20 protein-coding genes are annotated in these 16,518 nt (G+C 35.4%); 8 read left to right on the top strand and 12 right to left on the bottom strand.

Going from position 1 to position 16,518, the window contains the following annotated elements; genetic code table 11:
- Nucleotides 1-21 precede the first annotated feature (21 nt).
- Nucleotides 22-1,302, bottom strand: a complete 1,281-nt coding sequence (locus RHO11_06390; GenBank protein WVD62747.1) for a multifunctional CCA addition/repair protein — start codon at nt 1,300-1,302, stop codon at nt 22-24.
- Nucleotides 1,303-1,309: 7 nt separating this feature from the next.
- Entirely contained in the window at nt 1,310-1,936 is a 627-nt protein-coding gene (locus tag RHO11_06385; GenBank protein WVD62746.1) for a TIGR04211 family SH3 domain-containing protein, read from the bottom strand.
- A 157-nt stretch (nt 1,937-2,093) separates the two neighbouring features.
- Here RHO11_06385 and moaC point away from each other — a divergent pair, with 157 nt between their 5' ends.
- From moaC to RHO11_06365, 4 genes are all read left to right on the top strand, one after another.
- A complete protein-coding gene (gene moaC / locus RHO11_06380) occupies nt 2,094-2,603 on the top strand; it encodes a cyclic pyranopterin monophosphate synthase MoaC (protein WVD62745.1) in 510 nt (169 codons plus the stop codon).
- A complete protein-coding gene (moaD, locus tag RHO11_06375; GenBank protein WVD62744.1) occupies nt 2,596-2,841 on the top strand; it encodes a molybdopterin synthase sulfur carrier subunit in 246 nt (81 codons plus the stop codon). The genes moaC and moaD overlap by 8 nt, the downstream gene beginning before the upstream one ends.
- 5 nt (nt 2,842-2,846) lie before the next feature.
- Nucleotides 2,847-3,299: a molybdopterin synthase catalytic subunit MoaE gene (gene moaE, locus RHO11_06370; protein ID WVD62743.1), complete on the top strand. Its 453-nt coding sequence runs from the start codon at nt 2,847-2,849 to the stop codon at nt 3,297-3,299.
- Nucleotides 3,300-3,362: 63 nt separating this feature from the next.
- Nucleotides 3,363-4,097: a Bax inhibitor-1/YccA family protein gene (locus tag RHO11_06365; protein ID WVD62742.1), complete on the top strand. Its 735-nt coding sequence runs from the start codon at nt 3,363-3,365 to the stop codon at nt 4,095-4,097.
- A gap of 86 nt (nt 4,098-4,183) precedes the next feature.
- On the opposite strand, the gene gloA is transcribed toward RHO11_06365, so the two are convergent.
- A complete protein-coding gene (gloA, locus tag RHO11_06360) occupies nt 4,184-4,591 on the bottom strand; it encodes a lactoylglutathione lyase (protein WVD62741.1) in 408 nt (135 codons plus the stop codon).
- Nucleotides 4,592-4,610: 19 nt separating this feature from the next.
- Nucleotides 4,611-5,093: a glycine zipper 2TM domain-containing protein gene (locus tag RHO11_06355; protein ID WVD62740.1), complete on the bottom strand. Its 483-nt coding sequence runs from the start codon at nt 5,091-5,093 to the stop codon at nt 4,611-4,613.
- Nucleotides 5,094-5,602: 509 nt separating this feature from the next.
- Here RHO11_06355 and RHO11_06350 point away from each other — a divergent pair.
- The 4 genes from RHO11_06350 to RHO11_06335 all read left to right on the top strand — a co-directional run bounded on the left by RHO11_06350 (nt 5,603) and on the right by RHO11_06335 (nt 9,518).
- On the top strand, nt 5,603-6,103 hold the full coding sequence (locus tag RHO11_06350) for a hypothetical protein (GenBank protein WVD62739.1): 501 nt from the start codon (nt 5,603-5,605) through the stop codon (nt 6,101-6,103).
- A 29-nt stretch (nt 6,104-6,132) separates the two neighbouring features.
- The gene (gene pgm / locus RHO11_06345; GenBank protein WVD62738.1) at nt 6,133-7,767 is read left to right on the top strand and encodes a phosphoglucomutase (alpha-D-glucose-1,6-bisphosphate-dependent); all 1,635 of its coding nucleotides are present in this window, start codon (nt 6,133-6,135) and stop codon (nt 7,765-7,767) included.
- Between the two features lie 142 nt (nt 7,768-7,909).
- Nucleotides 7,910-8,722: a hypothetical protein gene (locus RHO11_06340; protein ID WVD62737.1), complete on the top strand. Its 813-nt coding sequence runs from the start codon at nt 7,910-7,912 to the stop codon at nt 8,720-8,722.
- Between the two features lie 16 nt (nt 8,723-8,738).
- Complete coding sequence (locus RHO11_06335) at nt 8,739-9,518, top strand: TOBE domain-containing protein (GenBank protein WVD62736.1); 780 nt, start codon at nt 8,739-8,741, stop codon at nt 9,516-9,518.
- 80 nt (nt 9,519-9,598) lie between these two features.
- On the opposite strand, the gene RHO11_06330 is transcribed toward RHO11_06335, so the two are convergent.
- The 8 genes from RHO11_06330 to pdxS form a co-directional block, all read right to left on the bottom strand.
- Nucleotides 9,599-10,129 (bottom strand): hypothetical protein, encoded by a 531-nt coding sequence (locus RHO11_06330; protein ID WVD62735.1) that lies wholly within the window; start codon nt 10,127-10,129, stop codon nt 9,599-9,601.
- The gene (locus tag RHO11_06325) at nt 10,129-11,073 is read right to left on the bottom strand and encodes an ABC transporter substrate-binding protein (GenBank protein ID WVD62734.1); all 945 of its coding nucleotides are present in this window, start codon (nt 11,071-11,073) and stop codon (nt 10,129-10,131) included. The genes RHO11_06330 and RHO11_06325 overlap by 1 nt, the downstream gene beginning before the upstream one ends.
- Nucleotides 11,074-11,085: 12 nt before the next feature.
- Entirely contained in the window at nt 11,086-11,763 is a 678-nt protein-coding gene (locus RHO11_06320; GenBank protein WVD62733.1) for an ABC transporter ATP-binding protein, read from the bottom strand.
- On the bottom strand, nt 11,763-12,521 hold the full coding sequence (locus RHO11_06315) for an ABC transporter permease (protein WVD62732.1): 759 nt from the start codon (nt 12,519-12,521) through the stop codon (nt 11,763-11,765). The genes RHO11_06320 and RHO11_06315 overlap by 1 nt, the downstream gene beginning before the upstream one ends.
- A complete protein-coding gene (locus tag RHO11_06310; GenBank protein WVD62731.1) occupies nt 12,518-13,069 on the bottom strand; it encodes a hypothetical protein in 552 nt (183 codons plus the stop codon). Before RHO11_06310 ends, RHO11_06315 begins: the two co-directional genes overlap by 4 nt.
- Before the next feature lie 125 nt (nt 13,070-13,194).
- On the bottom strand, nt 13,195-14,601 hold the full coding sequence (locus RHO11_06305) for a hypothetical protein (protein ID WVD62730.1): 1,407 nt from the start codon (nt 14,599-14,601) through the stop codon (nt 13,195-13,197).
- A gap of 375 nt (nt 14,602-14,976) precedes the next feature.
- Nucleotides 14,977-15,561, bottom strand: a complete 585-nt coding sequence (pdxT, locus tag RHO11_06300; protein WVD62729.1) for a pyridoxal 5'-phosphate synthase glutaminase subunit PdxT — start codon at nt 15,559-15,561, stop codon at nt 14,977-14,979.
- Complete coding sequence (pdxS, locus tag RHO11_06295) at nt 15,561-16,451, bottom strand: pyridoxal 5'-phosphate synthase lyase subunit PdxS (protein WVD62728.1); 891 nt, start codon at nt 16,449-16,451, stop codon at nt 15,561-15,563. Before pdxS ends, pdxT begins: the two co-directional genes overlap by 1 nt.
- Nucleotides 16,452-16,518: the final 67 nt, after the last annotated feature.

The following is a 16,518-nucleotide window of genomic DNA, read 5'->3' as shown; positions in this document are numbered from 1 at the left end:
TGCTTGTGTTAGGGTTAATCGTCAACTCTTTTTTTTATAAATTAGTGAATTTTTTTGTTGATTGTTTGAGATATAATCAAATTGTGTTTTTTGCCACAGATTTAGTTTAATTATTCTACGATAAGTTAGTTCTTCTTGAATTGCTTTTCCTTGTAATCCTGTTGCAATTATTTCTTGTATAGAGACAGATTTTGCAATTATATAAGCTTCTTTTAAATATTCTGCTTGTGGATAGGGCTTATTAGCGAAGTTTTCGCGCCCCCGAAAGTCAGCTAAACTACTTAAAATGAGTTGTTCAAGATGTTTTGGAGTTCGCCACACATCTATTCCATTGAGTAAGGCAACGATATTTTCTGCCGACATTTCATTAATAGAGTGTGTTTCATCATGGTAGCGGCATATCATACAGGCCACTTTTTTATAATTATTGGCTATTTTTAATCGAGTACATAGCTGATTAACTAATGTTATTCCTTTCTCACCATGTCCTATATGGTGAGGTAGTTGCTCTGGCAATGTGTGAGCTTTACCAAAATCGTGACATAGTACAGCAAATCGGACTTCTAAATCTGTTGTTAATAGGGCTGATTGTTTGAGTGCCAGTAAAGTGTGAATGCCTGAGTCAATTTCAGGATGCCATTTTTCTGGTTGGGGAATACCAAATAAATTATTTAATTCAGGAAACAGTATTGCTAAGGCATTACATTTTCTCAGAACATCAAAATAGATTTGAGGATCTTCTGTCGCCAAAGCTTTTTCAGTCTCTTTCCAGACTCTTTCTGCTGTTAGGTGGTTGATTTCTCCAGATTCGACAATCGCAGTCATTAGTTGCAATGTTTCTGGGGCAATAGTAAAACCATAATGATGATATTTAGCTGCGAATCTGGCGACTCTGAGTACTCGTAACGGATCTTCAGCAAAAGCAGGGGATACATGACGTAAGATTCGCTGATGCAAATCATTAATACCATGATAGGGATCAATAAAGTGACCATCATCATCCATCGCAATGGCATTAATGGTTAAATCTCGACGTAGTAGATCTTGTTCTAGCGTGATATCTTGATTAAAGTCACAAATAAAGCCGTTATAACCTTGACCTGATTTCCGTTCTGTTCTGGCTAAAGCATACTCTTCTTTCGTTTTCGGATGCAAAAAAACAGGAAAATCTTTTCCGACTTGAATAAAGCCTTGTTCCAGCATATTTTGTGGAGTAGCACCAACCACCACCCAGTCTCGATCGACTATGGCAACGTTTAAAAGTTTATCTCTAACAGCTCCGCCAACGAGATATGTTTTCATAGCTTAATTAACTCATCCAGCGATCTTTTTTACGACGGCGCGGCATAATTAATGGTAGTATTAAACCTAAAACTAAACCAATTCCTGCGACTAAGCCACCTCGTACAAACCATTTTAAAATTAAATCTTGCCTACTTTCATCAACAGTTTCACTAAGTAATGAAATCTGTGATTGCTGTTCATCAGATTGTGCTTGTAATTGGTTTTTGAGTTGCTCTAACTCTGTAATTTTTTGTTGTGCAGTACTTAATTTTTCCGAATAGTCATCAAGCATAGTCTGTTTTTCTTGCTCTAATCGACTCAGTTTTTCTTGGGCATTCGATAAATCATTAGTCAGTTGCCCAACTTGCTCTTTTAGACTTGGTGTACTTGTCAATTCGTTTGAATTTACCCAAGCTACTCTTCCTGTATCCGTTCTGATTTGGGTATATTTACCACTCTCACTCGTTGCTAATTCCGTTACTTTATCGCCAGAATTTAAAGTACCAACAATCGCATATTCATTACCAGGTCCTCTTTTAAGATAGATTGGCAAATTTTCTGATACATATTTTTCTACAGCGTGAACACTAAAAGTGCAGGTTGATAAAATGACGAAAAAGGATACAAAAGTAGAGAGTGATTTTTTATTCATAACGTTATTTCTTGCGACCGTAGTTAATTATGTGTATTAGTATATCATAAAAATATTTTATCAGGAGTGGCTTATTAAATCCTATCCATTTGCTATTCTCAATATTTGATAAATCTGCTATCTTAGGATAAGTTTGACACAATTTATTAGAGTAATAATGACACAATTTGACAACACCCCAAACAACACCAATTTCACTCACATTAATGCAAATGGTGATGCGCATATGGTGGATGTAACTAACAAACCGCCCACGATGAGAGAAGCGATTGCTGAAGCATTTGTTTTGATGGATCCACAAACATTAGCTATGATTGTTAATGGTCAGCATCATAAAGGTGATGTCTTTGCAACCGCTAGAATTGCAGGAATTCAGGCTGCTAAAAAGACATGGGAGTTAATTCCCCTATGCCATCCATTATTATTAACTAAAATTGAGATACAAATCGAACCAGATATCGATAATTCGCAGGTTAGAATTCAAGCGCTTTGTCGATTGACTGGACAAACTGGGGTTGAGATGGAAGCATTAGTCGCCGCATCAACGGCTGCATTAACCATTTATGATATGTGTAAAGCTGTACAAAAAGATATGGTAATTTCTCAAGTCAGATTGCTGTCTAAATCTGGCGGGAAATCTGGTGATTTTAGGGCCAAACATGATTAAGATTCTATTTTTTGCGCAAACTAGAGAGCTTGTTGGTGTTCCTTCTTTAACTTTAGAGATTGAGGCGATAACTATTGCTGATTTGATTAATCATTTAAGTTTGAAAGGGGATAATTGGCAATATGCTTTAAAAGAGAAACAGCCTTTGTGTGCTGTAAATAAACAGTTGGTTGATGAAAGTTATATTATTCAAATAGGCGATGAAGTAGCCTTTTTTCCTCCCGTTACAGGTGGTTAACTAAAATGAATGAAAATAGCATTGTAATTGTTGGTGATGATTCTATTGATATCAATCACTATTATCAGTGGTTGTCTCAGTCTCCCGAAGATGGCGCTATTGTGACATTTACAGGTAAAGTCAGATCATTAAAAAGTGATATTGCTTCTTTATTTCTTGAGCATTATCAAGGAATGACTGAAAAAGTTTTAATGAATATTATTGATAAAGCAAAAGAGCGCTGGGATCTTAATCGAGTTGTTGTGATCCATCGCGTTGGTGAAATATTTGCCAATGAAAATATTGTGTATGTGGGCGTGAGTAGCGCTCACCGGAAAGATTCATTTGCTGCGGCTGAGTTTATTATGGATGTTTTAAAAAATGAAGCGCCGTTTTGGAAAAAAGAGAAATCGCTCAACGGTGATAGTTGGGTTGAAGCAAAAAAATCTGATAAAGAGTCCTTGAAAAAATGGCATTAAGGTACAATTAATATATAATGGTGAAAGTTTTAGTCATCATTTTCTACAAAAAGAGGTTATTAAATGAATAATTATTCCCCTAACGGCTCTATTATTGAACAATCGAATAGTCAAGTTCAAACATATATGAGTCATGTGTATGGTTGGATGACAGTCGGTTTAGCATTAACTGGGTTAGTTGCTTGGTATGCGTCAACAAGTGATTCTATTTTACGTTTGCTATTTAGTTTTAATGAGTATGGTTATATTACTTCCATGAGTATGTTTGCATGGATTTTAGTCGCAGCTCAATTAGGACTAGTTTTTGTACTTTCTGGAATGATTAACCGTCTATCTGGTAGTACGGCAACGATGATGTTTATGTTATATTCAGCATTAAGTGGCTTAACACTAACATCGATTTTTATCATGTATACGGCTTCATCTATTGTCAGCGTGTTCTTTATTTCTGCTGGTATGTTTGCTGCTTTGGCATTTTATGGTTATACGACAAAACGTGATTTATCAGGTTTAGGCCGTTTCTTATTTATGGGGCTAATCGGTATTTTGATTGCTTCAGTCGTTAATATCTTTATGCAAAGTGCGCCGTTAATGTGGGCAATTACCTATATTGGTGTATTTGTTTTTGCTGGTTTAACAGCTTATGACACACAAAAATTAAAAGCATTTGGTGAACAGTTATCTACTGACGATCCAAGTACATTTAGACGTTATGCTATTTTTGGTGCGTTGACACTATATCTTGATTTCATTAACTTATTTATTATGTTATTAAGAATTTTTGGTGAGCGTCGATAGTCTTTTTATCTTAAAAAAAATAAACCCCAATTATTGGGGGTTATTTTTGCTCTAAAAAGGACCAACGGGTCCTTTTTTTATATAAATTAATTACCTAATGCTTTATCAGCTTGTTTATTCTCGATTAACTCAAGCTTATAGCCATCAGGATCTTCAACAAAAGCGATAATTGTTGATCCACCTTTGACCGGGCCTGCTTCACGAGTCACTTTACCGCCCGTTTGTTTGATGCGTTCACAAGTTGCTGCTACATCATCAACCCCAATCGCAACATGACCAAATGCATTACCGTGGTCATATTTTTCAGTACCCCAGTTATAGGTTAATTCAATCACTGCGGCGCTATTTTCATCATTATAACCAACAAAAGCGAGTGAATACTTATATTCAGGATTTTCACTTGTTCTTAGTAATCTCATACCCATTGTTTTAGTATAAAAATCAATTGAGCGTTGTAAATTACCAACACGAATCATTGTATGTAAAATACGCATTTTTTATCCTTATCTATTTTTAACGTGGTGATGCACTAACTTGTTTACCATTGGTAACTAAACGAACTTCTTGACCAACTTGGAACTCATTTGCTGATGCTTTTTGGACTAAAACAATCGTTGAGCCATTTTCTTGACGGACTTCTAATTCTACAGCATTAGTCTGACTAACCGCGTCTTGCACTTCTCCACCGATTAAAGCCCCACCGATGGCTCCCCCAGCGATAGCTAAGCTATTACCCGTACCATTACCAATTGTGTTTCCTAAAAAGCCGCCAAGAATTGCGCCACCTAATGTACCAACAATGTTATTTGATGAGCCATCTGATGAGGCATTTGTTTGAATTTTTACCGGACGGACTGAAAGTACTGTACCATAACTAACATGTTGAACTTGTTTTGCTTGATCTGCGGTATAAACATCACCAGAATAAACATCACTATTTTGACAACCAGCAAGTAAAGCTGCGCCTAAAAATGCTAATGTTGTAATTCTTTTCATAGACTGAATCCTCTTTGCTTCTCAATTACTTAAATTTTATTGAGTATAATATATAAAATACCTTTACGTATTTTATCAAATATTGATACTACATAGTGTCATTTTATTGTAAATAATCATTTCTTAGGCATTTTTAAACAAATTATGTTCATTATTAATTAATAACTAATTAAAGTGCATAAACTCTGTCATTAAATGGCAATCAGGTTTTTATTATTTAGTGAATTGATGATACAATTTATAACAAAGGTGTTGCTTGAAAAGGTTGTTGCTAGCGGCCACTTACTTCAAATTAAATCTGATCTTGTTATTTTATCTCTTATTACTAAATGTCATAATATTTTTGGTAGAATCTGCAATAGATGCTATTAAATATAACTGACAGTCAGTATAGATTGATTCGAGATCGTGTGCTTTTTTCATATTCGAAGTAAGATAGTAACAATACTCAATTAATTACACAATGAGATAAATTTTGTCTATTTTTGCAAAAAATAAAGGAATATTGCATGAAAATAATCGAAATTGATGATGAATTATACCAATATATTGCCGGGCAAACTCAGCATATTGGTGAAAGCGCATCAAGTATATTACGACGTTTACTTGCTATTGAGTCACCCGAAAAAGTTAAGTCTCAGCCTGATGAGGCTAATGATTTTTCTATGTTAGTTAACTTAGTAAAGAATAATGATTTTCTTGATGAAAAAAAACTTGTGAATCGTTTTTTATGGATTCTGTCTGTGTTATATCAGAGTAATAAATCTCTATTTTCTACTGCGGCAGCTTCTTTACATGGGAGTAAGAGACGTTATTTAGCGAAAGATGAAACAACGCTTTTACAGACAGGAAATAATACTAAACCCAAACAGATTCCAGATACACCGTATTTTGTTGTGACCAATAGTAATACTGATAGAAAAATTTTTATTATTGAGTCTTTAATGAATGATATGGGTGTACCTGAGCAGATAGTAAATTTGGTTAAACAACAATTTGTTACTAAATAGTCGTATCAACCGCAATAGGAAGCAGAATAATGAATTCAAGAGCAGGGCAATTAGCTCAATCAAGTGATTTAATTAATGTCGATAGCTTATTAAATAACTACTACAGCATAAAACCAAATAGCCATGAACCAAGCCAATTAGTTATTTTTGGGACGTCAGGTCATCGAGGAAGTGCCAATAAAGCAACTTTCAACGAAGATCATATTATTGCTATTGCACAGGCTATTGCTGATTATCGTCACGCACAAAATATTACCGGTCCTTGTTTCATTGGTAAAGATACCCATGCTTTATCAGAACCGGCATTAAAAACCGTTCTCGAAGTATTAGCGGCTAACCATATCCATTGTATTATTGCTAAAGATTGGGGATATACACCAACGCCAGTAATTTCGCACGCTATTATTACTTATAATAAAGGGAAAATAGACAATTTAGCTGATGGTATAGTAATTACTCCTTCACATAATCCACCTGAAGATGGGGGGATTAAATATAATGCAATTAATGGTGGTCCAGCAGATACGGCTGTTACTTCTGTCATTGAGGCTCGAGCAAATGAGCTATTAAAGGGAAATTTAGCTTTAGCAACGAAAAGATTAACCTTATCACAAGCAATGAATTCCGGTTATGTGCATACTCGTGAGTATGAAACAGATTATATTGACGATTTAATCAATATTATCGATTTTGATATTATTCGCACTAAAGAATTAAATATTGGCGTTGATCCTCTCGGTGGCGCGGGTATTACCTATTGGCCTCGAATTGCTGAAAAATATGGTCTAAAACTGGATATTGTGAATAATAAAGTTGATACCACTTTTAGCTTTATGCATCTTGATCATGACGGTGTTATTAGAATGGACTGTTCTAGTGCTGATGCAATGGCTGGTTTATTGTTATTAAAAGATAAGTTTGATTTAGCATTTGGTAACGATACTGATTTTGATCGTCATGGCATTGTAACGCCAGCAGGGTTAATGAAGCCAAATGCTTATTTAGCTTGCTGTATTAACTATTTATTTAAACATCGACCTGACTGGAATAGTCAGACTGCAATTGGTAAAACATTGGTTACCAGTTCTATGGTTGATAAAGTTGCACAAGGTTTAAATAAAAAATTATTAGAATTTCCTGTCGGTTTTAAATGGTACGCAGATGGATTGTTTAACGGAACAATTGGTTTTGCTGGTGAAGAGAGCGCAGGCGCATCTTTCTTAAGAAAAAATGGCCAGGTTTGGTCAACAGATAAAGATGGTATTGTGCTTTGTTTACTTGCTGCTGAAATGACCGCTAGAATGGGTAAAAATCCTCAAGTACAGTATCAAGAGCTTGAACAGCAATATGGCTGCTCTTATTATGGACGAATTCAAGCATCAGCCAATTATGTTGAAAAGCAGAAATTATCTAAACTTAATCCTAAACAGTTAACGACAGATTTACTCGCTGGTGAAAAAATCGAGCAATGTTTAACTAAAGCCCCGGCTAATGATGCTTCTATCGGCGGTTTAAAAGTTGTGACTGAAAATGGTTGGTTTGCCGCTCGTCCTTCAGGAACGGAAGATGCTTATAAAATATATGCAGAAAGTTTTATTAGTTGCGAGCACCTGCAACAGATTCAACAAGAAGCAGAAGAAATTGTATCAGCCGTAATAAAATAGAAAATTATAGACAATTTAATTATGATCAATCGGGTATAGTAATAAAATAGTATAACTGGGCGTTTTGTTATCTATTTATTTATGTACCTAATTTGATCATGATTAAAATAGAGGAGGTAAGGGGAAAATGAGAATAATAGCGATGAAAATATGGATCGTTATATTTAATCTATTTCTTTTTAATAATATCGTCTTCGCTAAACTAACTAATCAACAGATCAATCTGTTATTAGAAAATGATGATGTACAAATATTTGCACTGCAGTCTAAAACGGTCAAAAAATCGATTGTTTCAATTAAATCAGAAAATGATAGTCGTCAGGGTAAAACGATCACACAATATGATCAAGATGGTTTACTGATTAACTATTATTCTGCATCATCAATTAGTCTCGAAGGCGCAGAAAAAAATATCATGATTACTACGTTAATAAGAGATAAAGATTATCAATGGCAACGTAAACAAACAGTCGGTGATTATCAAATTAATAATAGTTTTTATCTGTTAAAAGACGATCGTATTCAAATAAAATTACTACCTTCGCCGAGAGTTGCTGAACAACGTTTAGTTGTACAACATAATACGGTTTCTGATGAAACTAAAGAGTTGTTCGTCTCATTTGATTATGAAAAACCATCGGTACTTAAAAAGTTAAAGATTGAGTATAACTTTAACGCACTTGGACAGATTAGTTGGTTTAATTTTACCAATATTGATCAGCATGACTATGGTTATACCTCTATAATGGAAACTCAGTTTAAATATGATGAGCTGAATCGATTAATCGAAAGCGATGTGTTTTTACACTATCAATCGCTTGAGATGGCTGGTAATGATATGAGATCTCACATTGTCTATAGTGATTTTGATGAGTATGGCAACTGGTTAACGAAAACAGAGATGATGAACGGTGAGAAAATTGTTTATACGCGAACGATTGAATACTGGGAATAATTGATTAGTTGAACTTATGCTAAATACAGATATCTTATTAACCTTAAAAATTAATAATCAGCTATTTGCTGATGCTAAGCGTATTACATTATTAAAAGCGATTTATCAAATGGGGAGTTTAAGCCAAGCCGCCCGCTCTATTGGTATTAGCTATAAGTCGGCTTGGGATGCAATTAATGATATCAATACATTATCTGAAAAACCATTCGTTCAAACATTAACTGGTGGCAAGGGTGGTGGCGGCGCGACATTAAGTCCATACGGAATACGTTTTGTTGAGATGTATGATCTACTAACTAAAATGCAAACGAATGCATTTAATATTCTAAGTGATGAAACGCTTCCGCTCAATGATATTCTTAAAGTTGCTGCTAAAGTTTCCTTACAATCGAGTGCTAGAAATCAGTTTTATGGTGTAATTACATCGATTAATATTAATGAGGTCGCTGGATTTATTACTGTATTGTTGCAAGATAAACAGACTGAAATGACAGCCTACATTACGCATTCAAGTATTGAACGTCTTAATCTAATGATTGGTAAAGAAGTGATATTATTCGTTAAGGCGCCACAAATCGAGCTACTTGATCATGCTGATTGTAACCATTATCTGACTCATGTCGATAGTTTTGTTCGTAGTAAACATTGGGGAGAGTTGACGTTATCTTTAGCGTCTGGAATTAATATCTATGCTTCTCGTGCAATTGAAGATTTTAAACAATTAACAATCGAGCATGGTTCTCCGCTGAGTATCTATATAAATCCTGAAAATATTATTGTCGCAACTATCGTTTAGTTCCATCAGCAATAAAACAGGATTAATCATCATTTGCCCTTTACCAATAGTCGATTTAAGGGCAAAACTCGTTCTTTTAGCTACTTTTTAATCCATCGCAGATGAAAGAGTACATCATTACTTAATGACATAATGGTTTTGACTTTGTTGTCCTTATATTGCAAATATGCATTATGTTCAGGCGTATTTGGCTCTGCATCTTGCCATTTAGATACCTGTGTGCGGAATTCGTCATCAAAAATAGTTTTATCAGGCCAAAGTTGTAATGTTTTACCTTCATAGCTAATTTCAAATAGAAATTGTCCAAGTACTGAAAGTGGTGCATCAGGATTTTCTAGTGTTGGTTTTTGTAAGCAGCGACCTTCGCGAACGGCATGACTTAACATCTCTACACAATCTAGAATACCTGGACCAGGAAAACCTAATGTCCAATAAAGTTTCCGTCTTATAACAGGTGTGGTTGGTGAAAGTAATGAGAATGCATAATGGCTTACGCGAATCATCAATGCTGCAGCAATAACATTCGCTTTAGTGGCATACTTTAATAGATCTTCTCGGGTTATTTCAATATCACCATCTTGATCGCTAACGATAACGGATAATTCAGTCATTACTCATTCTCCAATGCGATAGGTAAAATAATATCTTCAACATAAATTTTATTACGCATCATGTCATTTTCTAACATAAAATCCATTTCAGAATACATATCTTTGATATCCTGTTGGTTTAAACGTTGAGTGAAATGCGACCAATCATAGAGTTTTTGTGCGTCTTCAATTGAAATACCTTGCACATTAGCTGCTAATTCGATGGCTTGTTGCGGGTTGGCTTCAATCCATTTAGCTGCTTCATCATGAGTATTGATGACTAGTTCAACCCACTCTGGGTGTGCTTTAATCACTTTATCGGTAGATGTCATCACTAGTAATGGTGAAGTTAAACCGCTCGCAGTTGTTAATACTTTGCCTCCTTCCTCTTCTGCTTTTATCATCATATTTGCTGCGAGTAGTGCGGCATCAACTCGTCCTGATTGCAGTGCTGAAAATGCTTGAGGTAATTCCATCTGTAGGAAGTTAACATCATTAATAGTCATATTGTTTTTAACAAGTGCGGCAACTAAAGTTTGGTATAGAACGGTTCCTTTAGGCCCAGCAATTGTTTTACCTTTAAGTTCACTGAGTGATGTTATACCATTTTTAGGTGACACTATAGCGTATACATCGCGGGGTCTAGAAACACCCGCAATAATTTTAATTGGGCTACCAACACCATTTGCCATTAGTACGGAGGTTGTATTCATTACTCCACCAAAATCAAGATCACCACTAGATAAAGCTTGTGCTTGTTTTGCCCCTGAGTTTATTTCGTGCCATTTTATCGATAATCCTTCTTTGGCGGCATTATCTTCTAACAAATGTTTCTCTTTCATTACAATCATTTGCATATTTAGTGGTGATTTTACATAGCTAATATTGATTATATCGTCATTTGCATACACGGTAGTGGTAAAAAAGAGTGCAGCAATAGTTGCTAATTTTAAATAGTTTTTCATAAATAACTCCGATTATGAATAGTGAAGTTGTTGTGTAATTTGTTGTTTTAAATTGTTTAAATCGCTATGTTGTGCCGTATAATGTTCAACTTCAAGTTTCCCCTCTTGCATCACAATAATACGTTCGCCAATCAGGAGTGCTTCATCGATATCATGAGTAACGAATAAGCAGGTTTTATTTTGCTGCTTAATTAGGTGCTTTAGTGCTTGTTGCAAATCACTTCGGGTTAATGCATCTAATGCAGCAAAAGGTTCATCAAGTAATAATATATCTGGTTGTTTTAGTAATGCCCTGGCTATACCAACTCGTTGAGCCATTCCTCCAGAAAGTTCTCTCGGCATAAGATTAGCACAATCAGGAAGCTGTACTTCTGTAAGTTTTTGAACGATTTTATCCATTTTTTTTTGTCTGCTGAGCCAAAATGGTAAAGCAAGTTTTAAATTTTCAGCAACAGATAACCATGGTAATAAACGCGGCTCCTGAAAAACCATGGCACATTGTTTTTGTTGTACATTAATTGAACCTGAGTCAGATAGGATTAAGCCTGCAATAATTCTTAGTAAGGTTGATTTTCCACAACCAGAACGACCAAGTAAACAGACTATCTCACCTCTGTTAAGATTCAAATTAATATTATTTAGCACCAGTTTATTGTGGTAGCTTTTCCGAATATTATTCAATCTAATCATTAGTTAGCGACCTCTGGAAAACGATGAGCTAATAATTTTTTCGATAAAATATTGATTAGTGAATCAAGCATCCATCCTAAGATGCCAATAGTTAATATCCCGACAATCACTTCATCGGTTCTTAGCATCTCTTGTGCATCAACAATTAAGTAGCCAAGTCCACTACTTGCTGCAATTAACTCGGCCCCAACTAAAGCTCGCCAGCTGTAGCCAAAAGCTAACCTAAAACCGGTCACAAAAGAGGGGATCGCATTGGGTATAACAATAGCAAAAACATAGCGTATCGGTGATAAATTTAAACTTTTAGCTAGCTCTTTTTGTGTTGCATCAACTCGTTTTAAACCATCTCGAGTATTCAAAAAGATCGGGAATATAGATGCCAGAATAATAATTGTTAACTGGGTTTCATTGCCTATGCCTAACCATAAAATCAATAAAGGCACCATCGCTAATGGTGGGATCATTCTTAATAAGGTGATTGGAGCTGATAATAATCTCTCTATCCAGATACTTGAGCTGACGAATCCTGCGAGAATCACGCCGAGTAAACAACTTAATGCAAAACCACTAAGGACTCTGATTAATGAGACAATAATATGTTTTTGTAAAACGCCTGTTTCAAACATATTAATCGCCGCTTGCCAAACTTTTAACGGCGTCGGTAATAGGTAAGGCGATATTAAGCCTGAGCTCGATAATATTTGCCAATAGATGACAATTAATACAGGTGTTAATAGCAGTTGAAACAAGCGACTCATAGGATTCGGATAACATCCTCGGTACGATTTGATAACAATGTATTGGCTAAATCACATTTCGCTTTTTGCCATTGTTGCATCGTGTGAGCCGTGACATTTTGTTGTTTACTTGCTAAGCCAATTTTTAAAAAATGTGCTCCAGGATAGCCTTCAATAGGAGCAAGGGCTAATTTTTGACCTTGGTAACTGAATTGAAAATAGAAACGACCATAAATGCCAGGTTGTGCAGTTGTATCGGAAAACTCAGTATCGACAGTAATGCGCTGATCAGTGACCATTCTTGTAATAAGTTCAAAACAATCACGTGCACCTAATCCAGGAAAAGCGGTAAAGAGTCCAATTTCACGTCTTTGTAGCGGTTTTCTATCAGTATTAAATTGATAGCTTAAACGCTGCAGTAGCCTAAAACCTAATACAACTCCACCAACTGCATCATAACCATGGTAGTTAAAGGCATCTTGAATATGGAAGCGAAACAGATCTTTTCCATCCGCAATATCTAAATAGGGCTCAATCCATTGAGCAGAAGGGATTAGTAATGAATTCATGTAAATTTACAATAGCTAATTAATTTTAGTAATAATAATGAAAATTATTATCAATATCAAATTGTTTATCGTAAAAGTCACATAGCTTCACTCATTTTATTTCTTATTTTATTATATGAATAGCATTAACCTCGGCACATACTCATGACATAGTTTGAACTTGCCGATGTTGGATATATGCTACCTGTCGTACTAATTTCAAATTGAGAAAGGTCGGAATAACTTTCTGCTGTCCAGTAGAACATTAGTTGATTACCACTAGAATAATCATATTTATAGATGCCACCCCATTCCCCCATGAAAGTACCGTCGGCATCACGCGAATATTGGCTATTGACCACAGTCGGCGATGTTCCTTCTGGATAGGCTATAGGATCTGAGCCGAGACTATTGGTGATTTCATTTCGTCTAAACATATATTGTAGTCTATTCTTATATATATCATCATTAATACTTGTGACATTTTGCCCACTACAGCTAGTTAGTGCGGGAAAAGAAGTCGCCTGGCTAAGTGTATTTTGATTGGCATAAGGTAACTCTTGTATCATAAAAGTCCATAAGGTTGGTTTTGGTATTGTATAACTACCTATCTTAGACCAGCTGGAACCATCGTTATATTCCATATTAATCGTGATATCATAATTAAATCGCGTGTTTTTTTCATAACGTATTGTACAATTTAGTCCTTCATAAGCTGTACCACTACCAGATAGATTGAGTTCACTTGCACCATTTTCAACACTACATCGGTACTTACTTTGATCATCACCTGCACCTAATAACGTAAATTCTACACCTTTAAAACCGGTTGTTGGAAACTGTTTATTATTCTTTTTCAAACCAGAGATGATAAATCCTTTTGTGGTATCAAAGACATTCGCATTAAAGCCACCAGGTAGCGTAGTCCCCGTGGTTAATACTGTTAAATCAAGTGGTTTTAGATAACAGACCTCTGGTTTTGCGACTTTGAATGTATACATTACTGTGCCAGAACCGTAGTTATTGATAGCAGGATTCCCATAAGTGGTGTTAGCTGATACATTGTTGGCAATGAGGAATAATGTATATGGTGATTCACAAGCTGACAGGGGTTGCTCTAAATCATCAATAATGGTTCCTTTTTGATTGAACCAAACGCCTCTAAGTGTTCCTTGGGAAAACGTTGAATTATTGGCAGAGGCATCGCCGTCTTGATCATCAATTAGCAGATCTGTTTGTGATAATTGATAAGTGTAATTATTGGCCTTAACCAATGGGGTTACATCACTAAATTTCATTCCAGCTATAGCGACAATCGCCGTACTTGAGACTGTCGAATTTATTTGGGTTATTTCAATATCGGCAGATAAGCTGTTTTTAATAGGCATCGTAAAACCTAATAATTCAGTACTATCTTTTAATGTAGTTGTACGATCCGATAATATAAAATAGGGCGCATTGCCTAATATACTTGATGTTTTTGATGTGAGAGCCGCATTAGCAGTTTGTGTTCCGATAAGGATTAGGTGATTTTTTTGGATAACATTGAGCATTGCATAGTATTTTTTTCATACATTTTATCCCGCTTTTCCATTTAAATTTAGTTATTTTTTTATTACTATAAATTAGTTACGTAGTCCATTTACCTATTTTAATTACTGATGTTACTTAATTAAGATTATCTGTTTTGATTAATTTTTTGTCATATTGTTTATTTAGATTAATAAGTAATCATTAATAATTTTTAGCTATTGAAAAAAAATACTTTTTATGCTAATTGGTATACGGGATATATGGATAAATAGAAATGGTTTGATGGTGATTTAAAAAGTAGGTGAGATTTTCCCACCCCAATTTCTATTATATAGTTAAAAGAGTAGTAAAACAGTATGTTAACTCTATTTGCTATGCTTATCTTGACTGATTATTTAACAAAATTGTTTGGTAAAGTACTGCATTATTCTTAAGTCTAGGGTTAATTCAGGATGAAATGAACAGGCTAATATATTATTTGATTGAGCGATGACACAGTGATTATCAACATAACTCAATGGAATGACATCTTTACCAAGTTCCGCAATATAGGGTGCTCGAATAAATATTGCTGGAATTTGTTCACCAATTCTTTCAATATTAAGTTCTGTCTCAAAACTATCTATTTGTCGACCAAAGCCATTACGTTCAACAATAATATCCATCAATCCTAAAGGTGTAACCTCCTGATCTTTTTGAGTTATATCTGTTGTCGACTTACCACATAAAACTAATCCAGCGCAGGTTCCTAAAATTCCTTTACCTGTGTTGGCGAATTGTTGGATAGGTTGATACAAATTGTTCTCTTTTATCAGACGACTAAGTGCTGTTGACTCACCACCAGGGATAATCAGTCCATCAATTGAGCTTAGATCTTTAGGGTGTTTAATAAGCTTAGGCTGAATATTCACCAATTTAGCGAGCATTGTAATATGCTCACTAACCGCGCCTTGTAAATTTAATACGCCAATCGTTTTCATTACCAACCGCGCTCCTGCATACGTTCAGAGGCTAATAATTGACTAATTTCGATGCCTTTCATTGCACTACCTAAGTTTTTCGATAATTCAGCAATACGTGGGTAATCATTAAAATGAGTCGTCGCTTGTACAATCGCTTGTGCAAATTTTTCAGGATTAGTTGATTTAAAAATACCGGAACCGACAAATACACCATCTGCACCCAATTGCATCATCAGTGCAGCATCTGCTGGTGTAGCAATACCACCGGCAGCAAAATTGACAACGGGCAGTTTTGCTAATTGTTTCACTTGTAAAATAAGTTCATAAGGGGCGCCAATCTCTTTAGCATAGGTCATTAACTCATCAGGAGTTTTACTTGTTACAAGACGAATTTGTTCATTGACTCTACGCATATGGCGAACAGCTTCAACAATATTTCCCGTACCTGGTTCTCCTTTTGTTCTTAGCATCGATGCGCCTTCTCCAATGCGGCGTAATCCTTCACCTAAATCTCGGCAGCCACAGACAAAAGGCACAATAAAATCACTTTTTAATAAATGATATTGATCATCGGCAGGAGTAAGGACTTCACTTTCATCAATATAATCTACCGCCATTGCTTCTAACACTCGCGCCTCTACAATATGGCCAATTCTCGCTTTAGCCATTACTGGAATAGAGACGGCTTTCATGACTTCTTCAATAATAGATGGATCGGCCATTCTCGCGACACCACCAGCAGCACGAATATCTGAAGGTACGCGTTCTAATGCCATCACCGCTACAGCTCCCGCTTGTTCAGCAATTTTTGCTTGTTCGGCATTAATCACATCCATAATAACACCGCCTTTTTGCATTTGTGCCATGCCGCGTTTAACCGTTTGTGAACCAATAATTTTACTATTCATCTTCTTCTCTCCAATAAAATAATGAACGATTACGTTGGCACTATTATGGAAAAATTAAAAAATGGAA

Source organism: Orbaceae bacterium BiB, assembly GCA_036251205.1.
Classification (GTDB): Bacteria; Pseudomonadota; Gammaproteobacteria; order Enterobacterales; family Orbaceae; genus Orbus; species Orbus mooreae.
The sequence above is the reverse complement of the archived record's forward strand: the minus strand, read 5'-3'. Positions and strand labels throughout refer to the sequence as shown.

Bases quoted from the DNA above. Each gene is read 5' to 3' on its own strand.
- RHO11_06325 (WVD62734.1), bottom strand. From the start codon at position 11,073: ATGAAAAACTATTTAAAATTAGCAACTATTGCTGCACTCTTTTTTACC.
- moaE (WVD62743.1), top strand. From the start codon at position 2,847: ATGAATGAAAATAGCATTGTAATTGTTGGTGATGATTCTATTGATATC.
- RHO11_06385 (WVD62746.1), bottom strand. From the start codon at position 1,936: ATGAATAAAAAATCACTCTCTACTTTTGTATCCTTTTTCGTCATTTTA.
- RHO11_06340 (WVD62737.1), top strand. From the start codon at position 7,910: ATGAAAATATGGATCGTTATATTTAATCTATTTCTTTTTAATAATATC.
- moaD (WVD62744.1), top strand. From the start codon at position 2,596: ATGATTAAGATTCTATTTTTTGCGCAAACTAGAGAGCTTGTTGGTGTT.
- RHO11_06310 (WVD62731.1), bottom strand. From the start codon at position 13,069: ATGAATTCATTACTAATCCCTTCTGCTCAATGGATTGAGCCCTATTTA.
- RHO11_06330 (WVD62735.1), bottom strand. From the start codon at position 10,129: ATGACTGAATTATCCGTTATCGTTAGCGATCAAGATGGTGATATTGAA.
- RHO11_06305 (WVD62730.1), bottom strand. From the start codon at position 14,601: ATGCTCAATGTTATCCAAAAAAATCACCTAATCCTTATCGGAACACAA.
- RHO11_06315 (WVD62732.1), bottom strand. From the start codon at position 12,521: ATGAGTCGCTTGTTTCAACTGCTATTAACACCTGTATTAATTGTCATC.
- RHO11_06350 (WVD62739.1), top strand. From the start codon at position 5,603: ATGAAAATAATCGAAATTGATGATGAATTATACCAATATATTGCCGGG.
- RHO11_06365 (WVD62742.1), top strand. From the start codon at position 3,363: ATGAATAATTATTCCCCTAACGGCTCTATTATTGAACAATCGAATAGT.
- gloA (WVD62741.1), bottom strand. From the start codon at position 4,591: ATGCGTATTTTACATACAATGATTCGTGTTGGTAATTTACAACGCTCA.
- RHO11_06355 (WVD62740.1), bottom strand. From the start codon at position 5,093: ATGAAAAGAATTACAACATTAGCATTTTTAGGCGCAGCTTTACTTGCT.
- RHO11_06335 (WVD62736.1), top strand. From the start codon at position 8,739: ATGCTAAATACAGATATCTTATTAACCTTAAAAATTAATAATCAGCTA.
- pdxT (WVD62729.1), bottom strand. From the start codon at position 15,561: ATGAAAACGATTGGCGTATTAAATTTACAAGGCGCGGTTAGTGAGCAT.
- pgm (WVD62738.1), top strand. From the start codon at position 6,133: ATGAATTCAAGAGCAGGGCAATTAGCTCAATCAAGTGATTTAATTAAT.
- moaC (WVD62745.1), top strand. From the start codon at position 2,094: ATGACACAATTTGACAACACCCCAAACAACACCAATTTCACTCACATT.
- pdxS (WVD62728.1), bottom strand. From the start codon at position 16,451: ATGAATAGTAAAATTATTGGTTCACAAACGGTTAAACGCGGCATGGCA.
- RHO11_06320 (WVD62733.1), bottom strand. From the start codon at position 11,763: ATGATTAGATTGAATAATATTCGGAAAAGCTACCACAATAAACTGGTG.
- RHO11_06390 (WVD62747.1), bottom strand. From the start codon at position 1,302: ATGAAAACATATCTCGTTGGCGGAGCTGTTAGAGATAAACTTTTAAAC.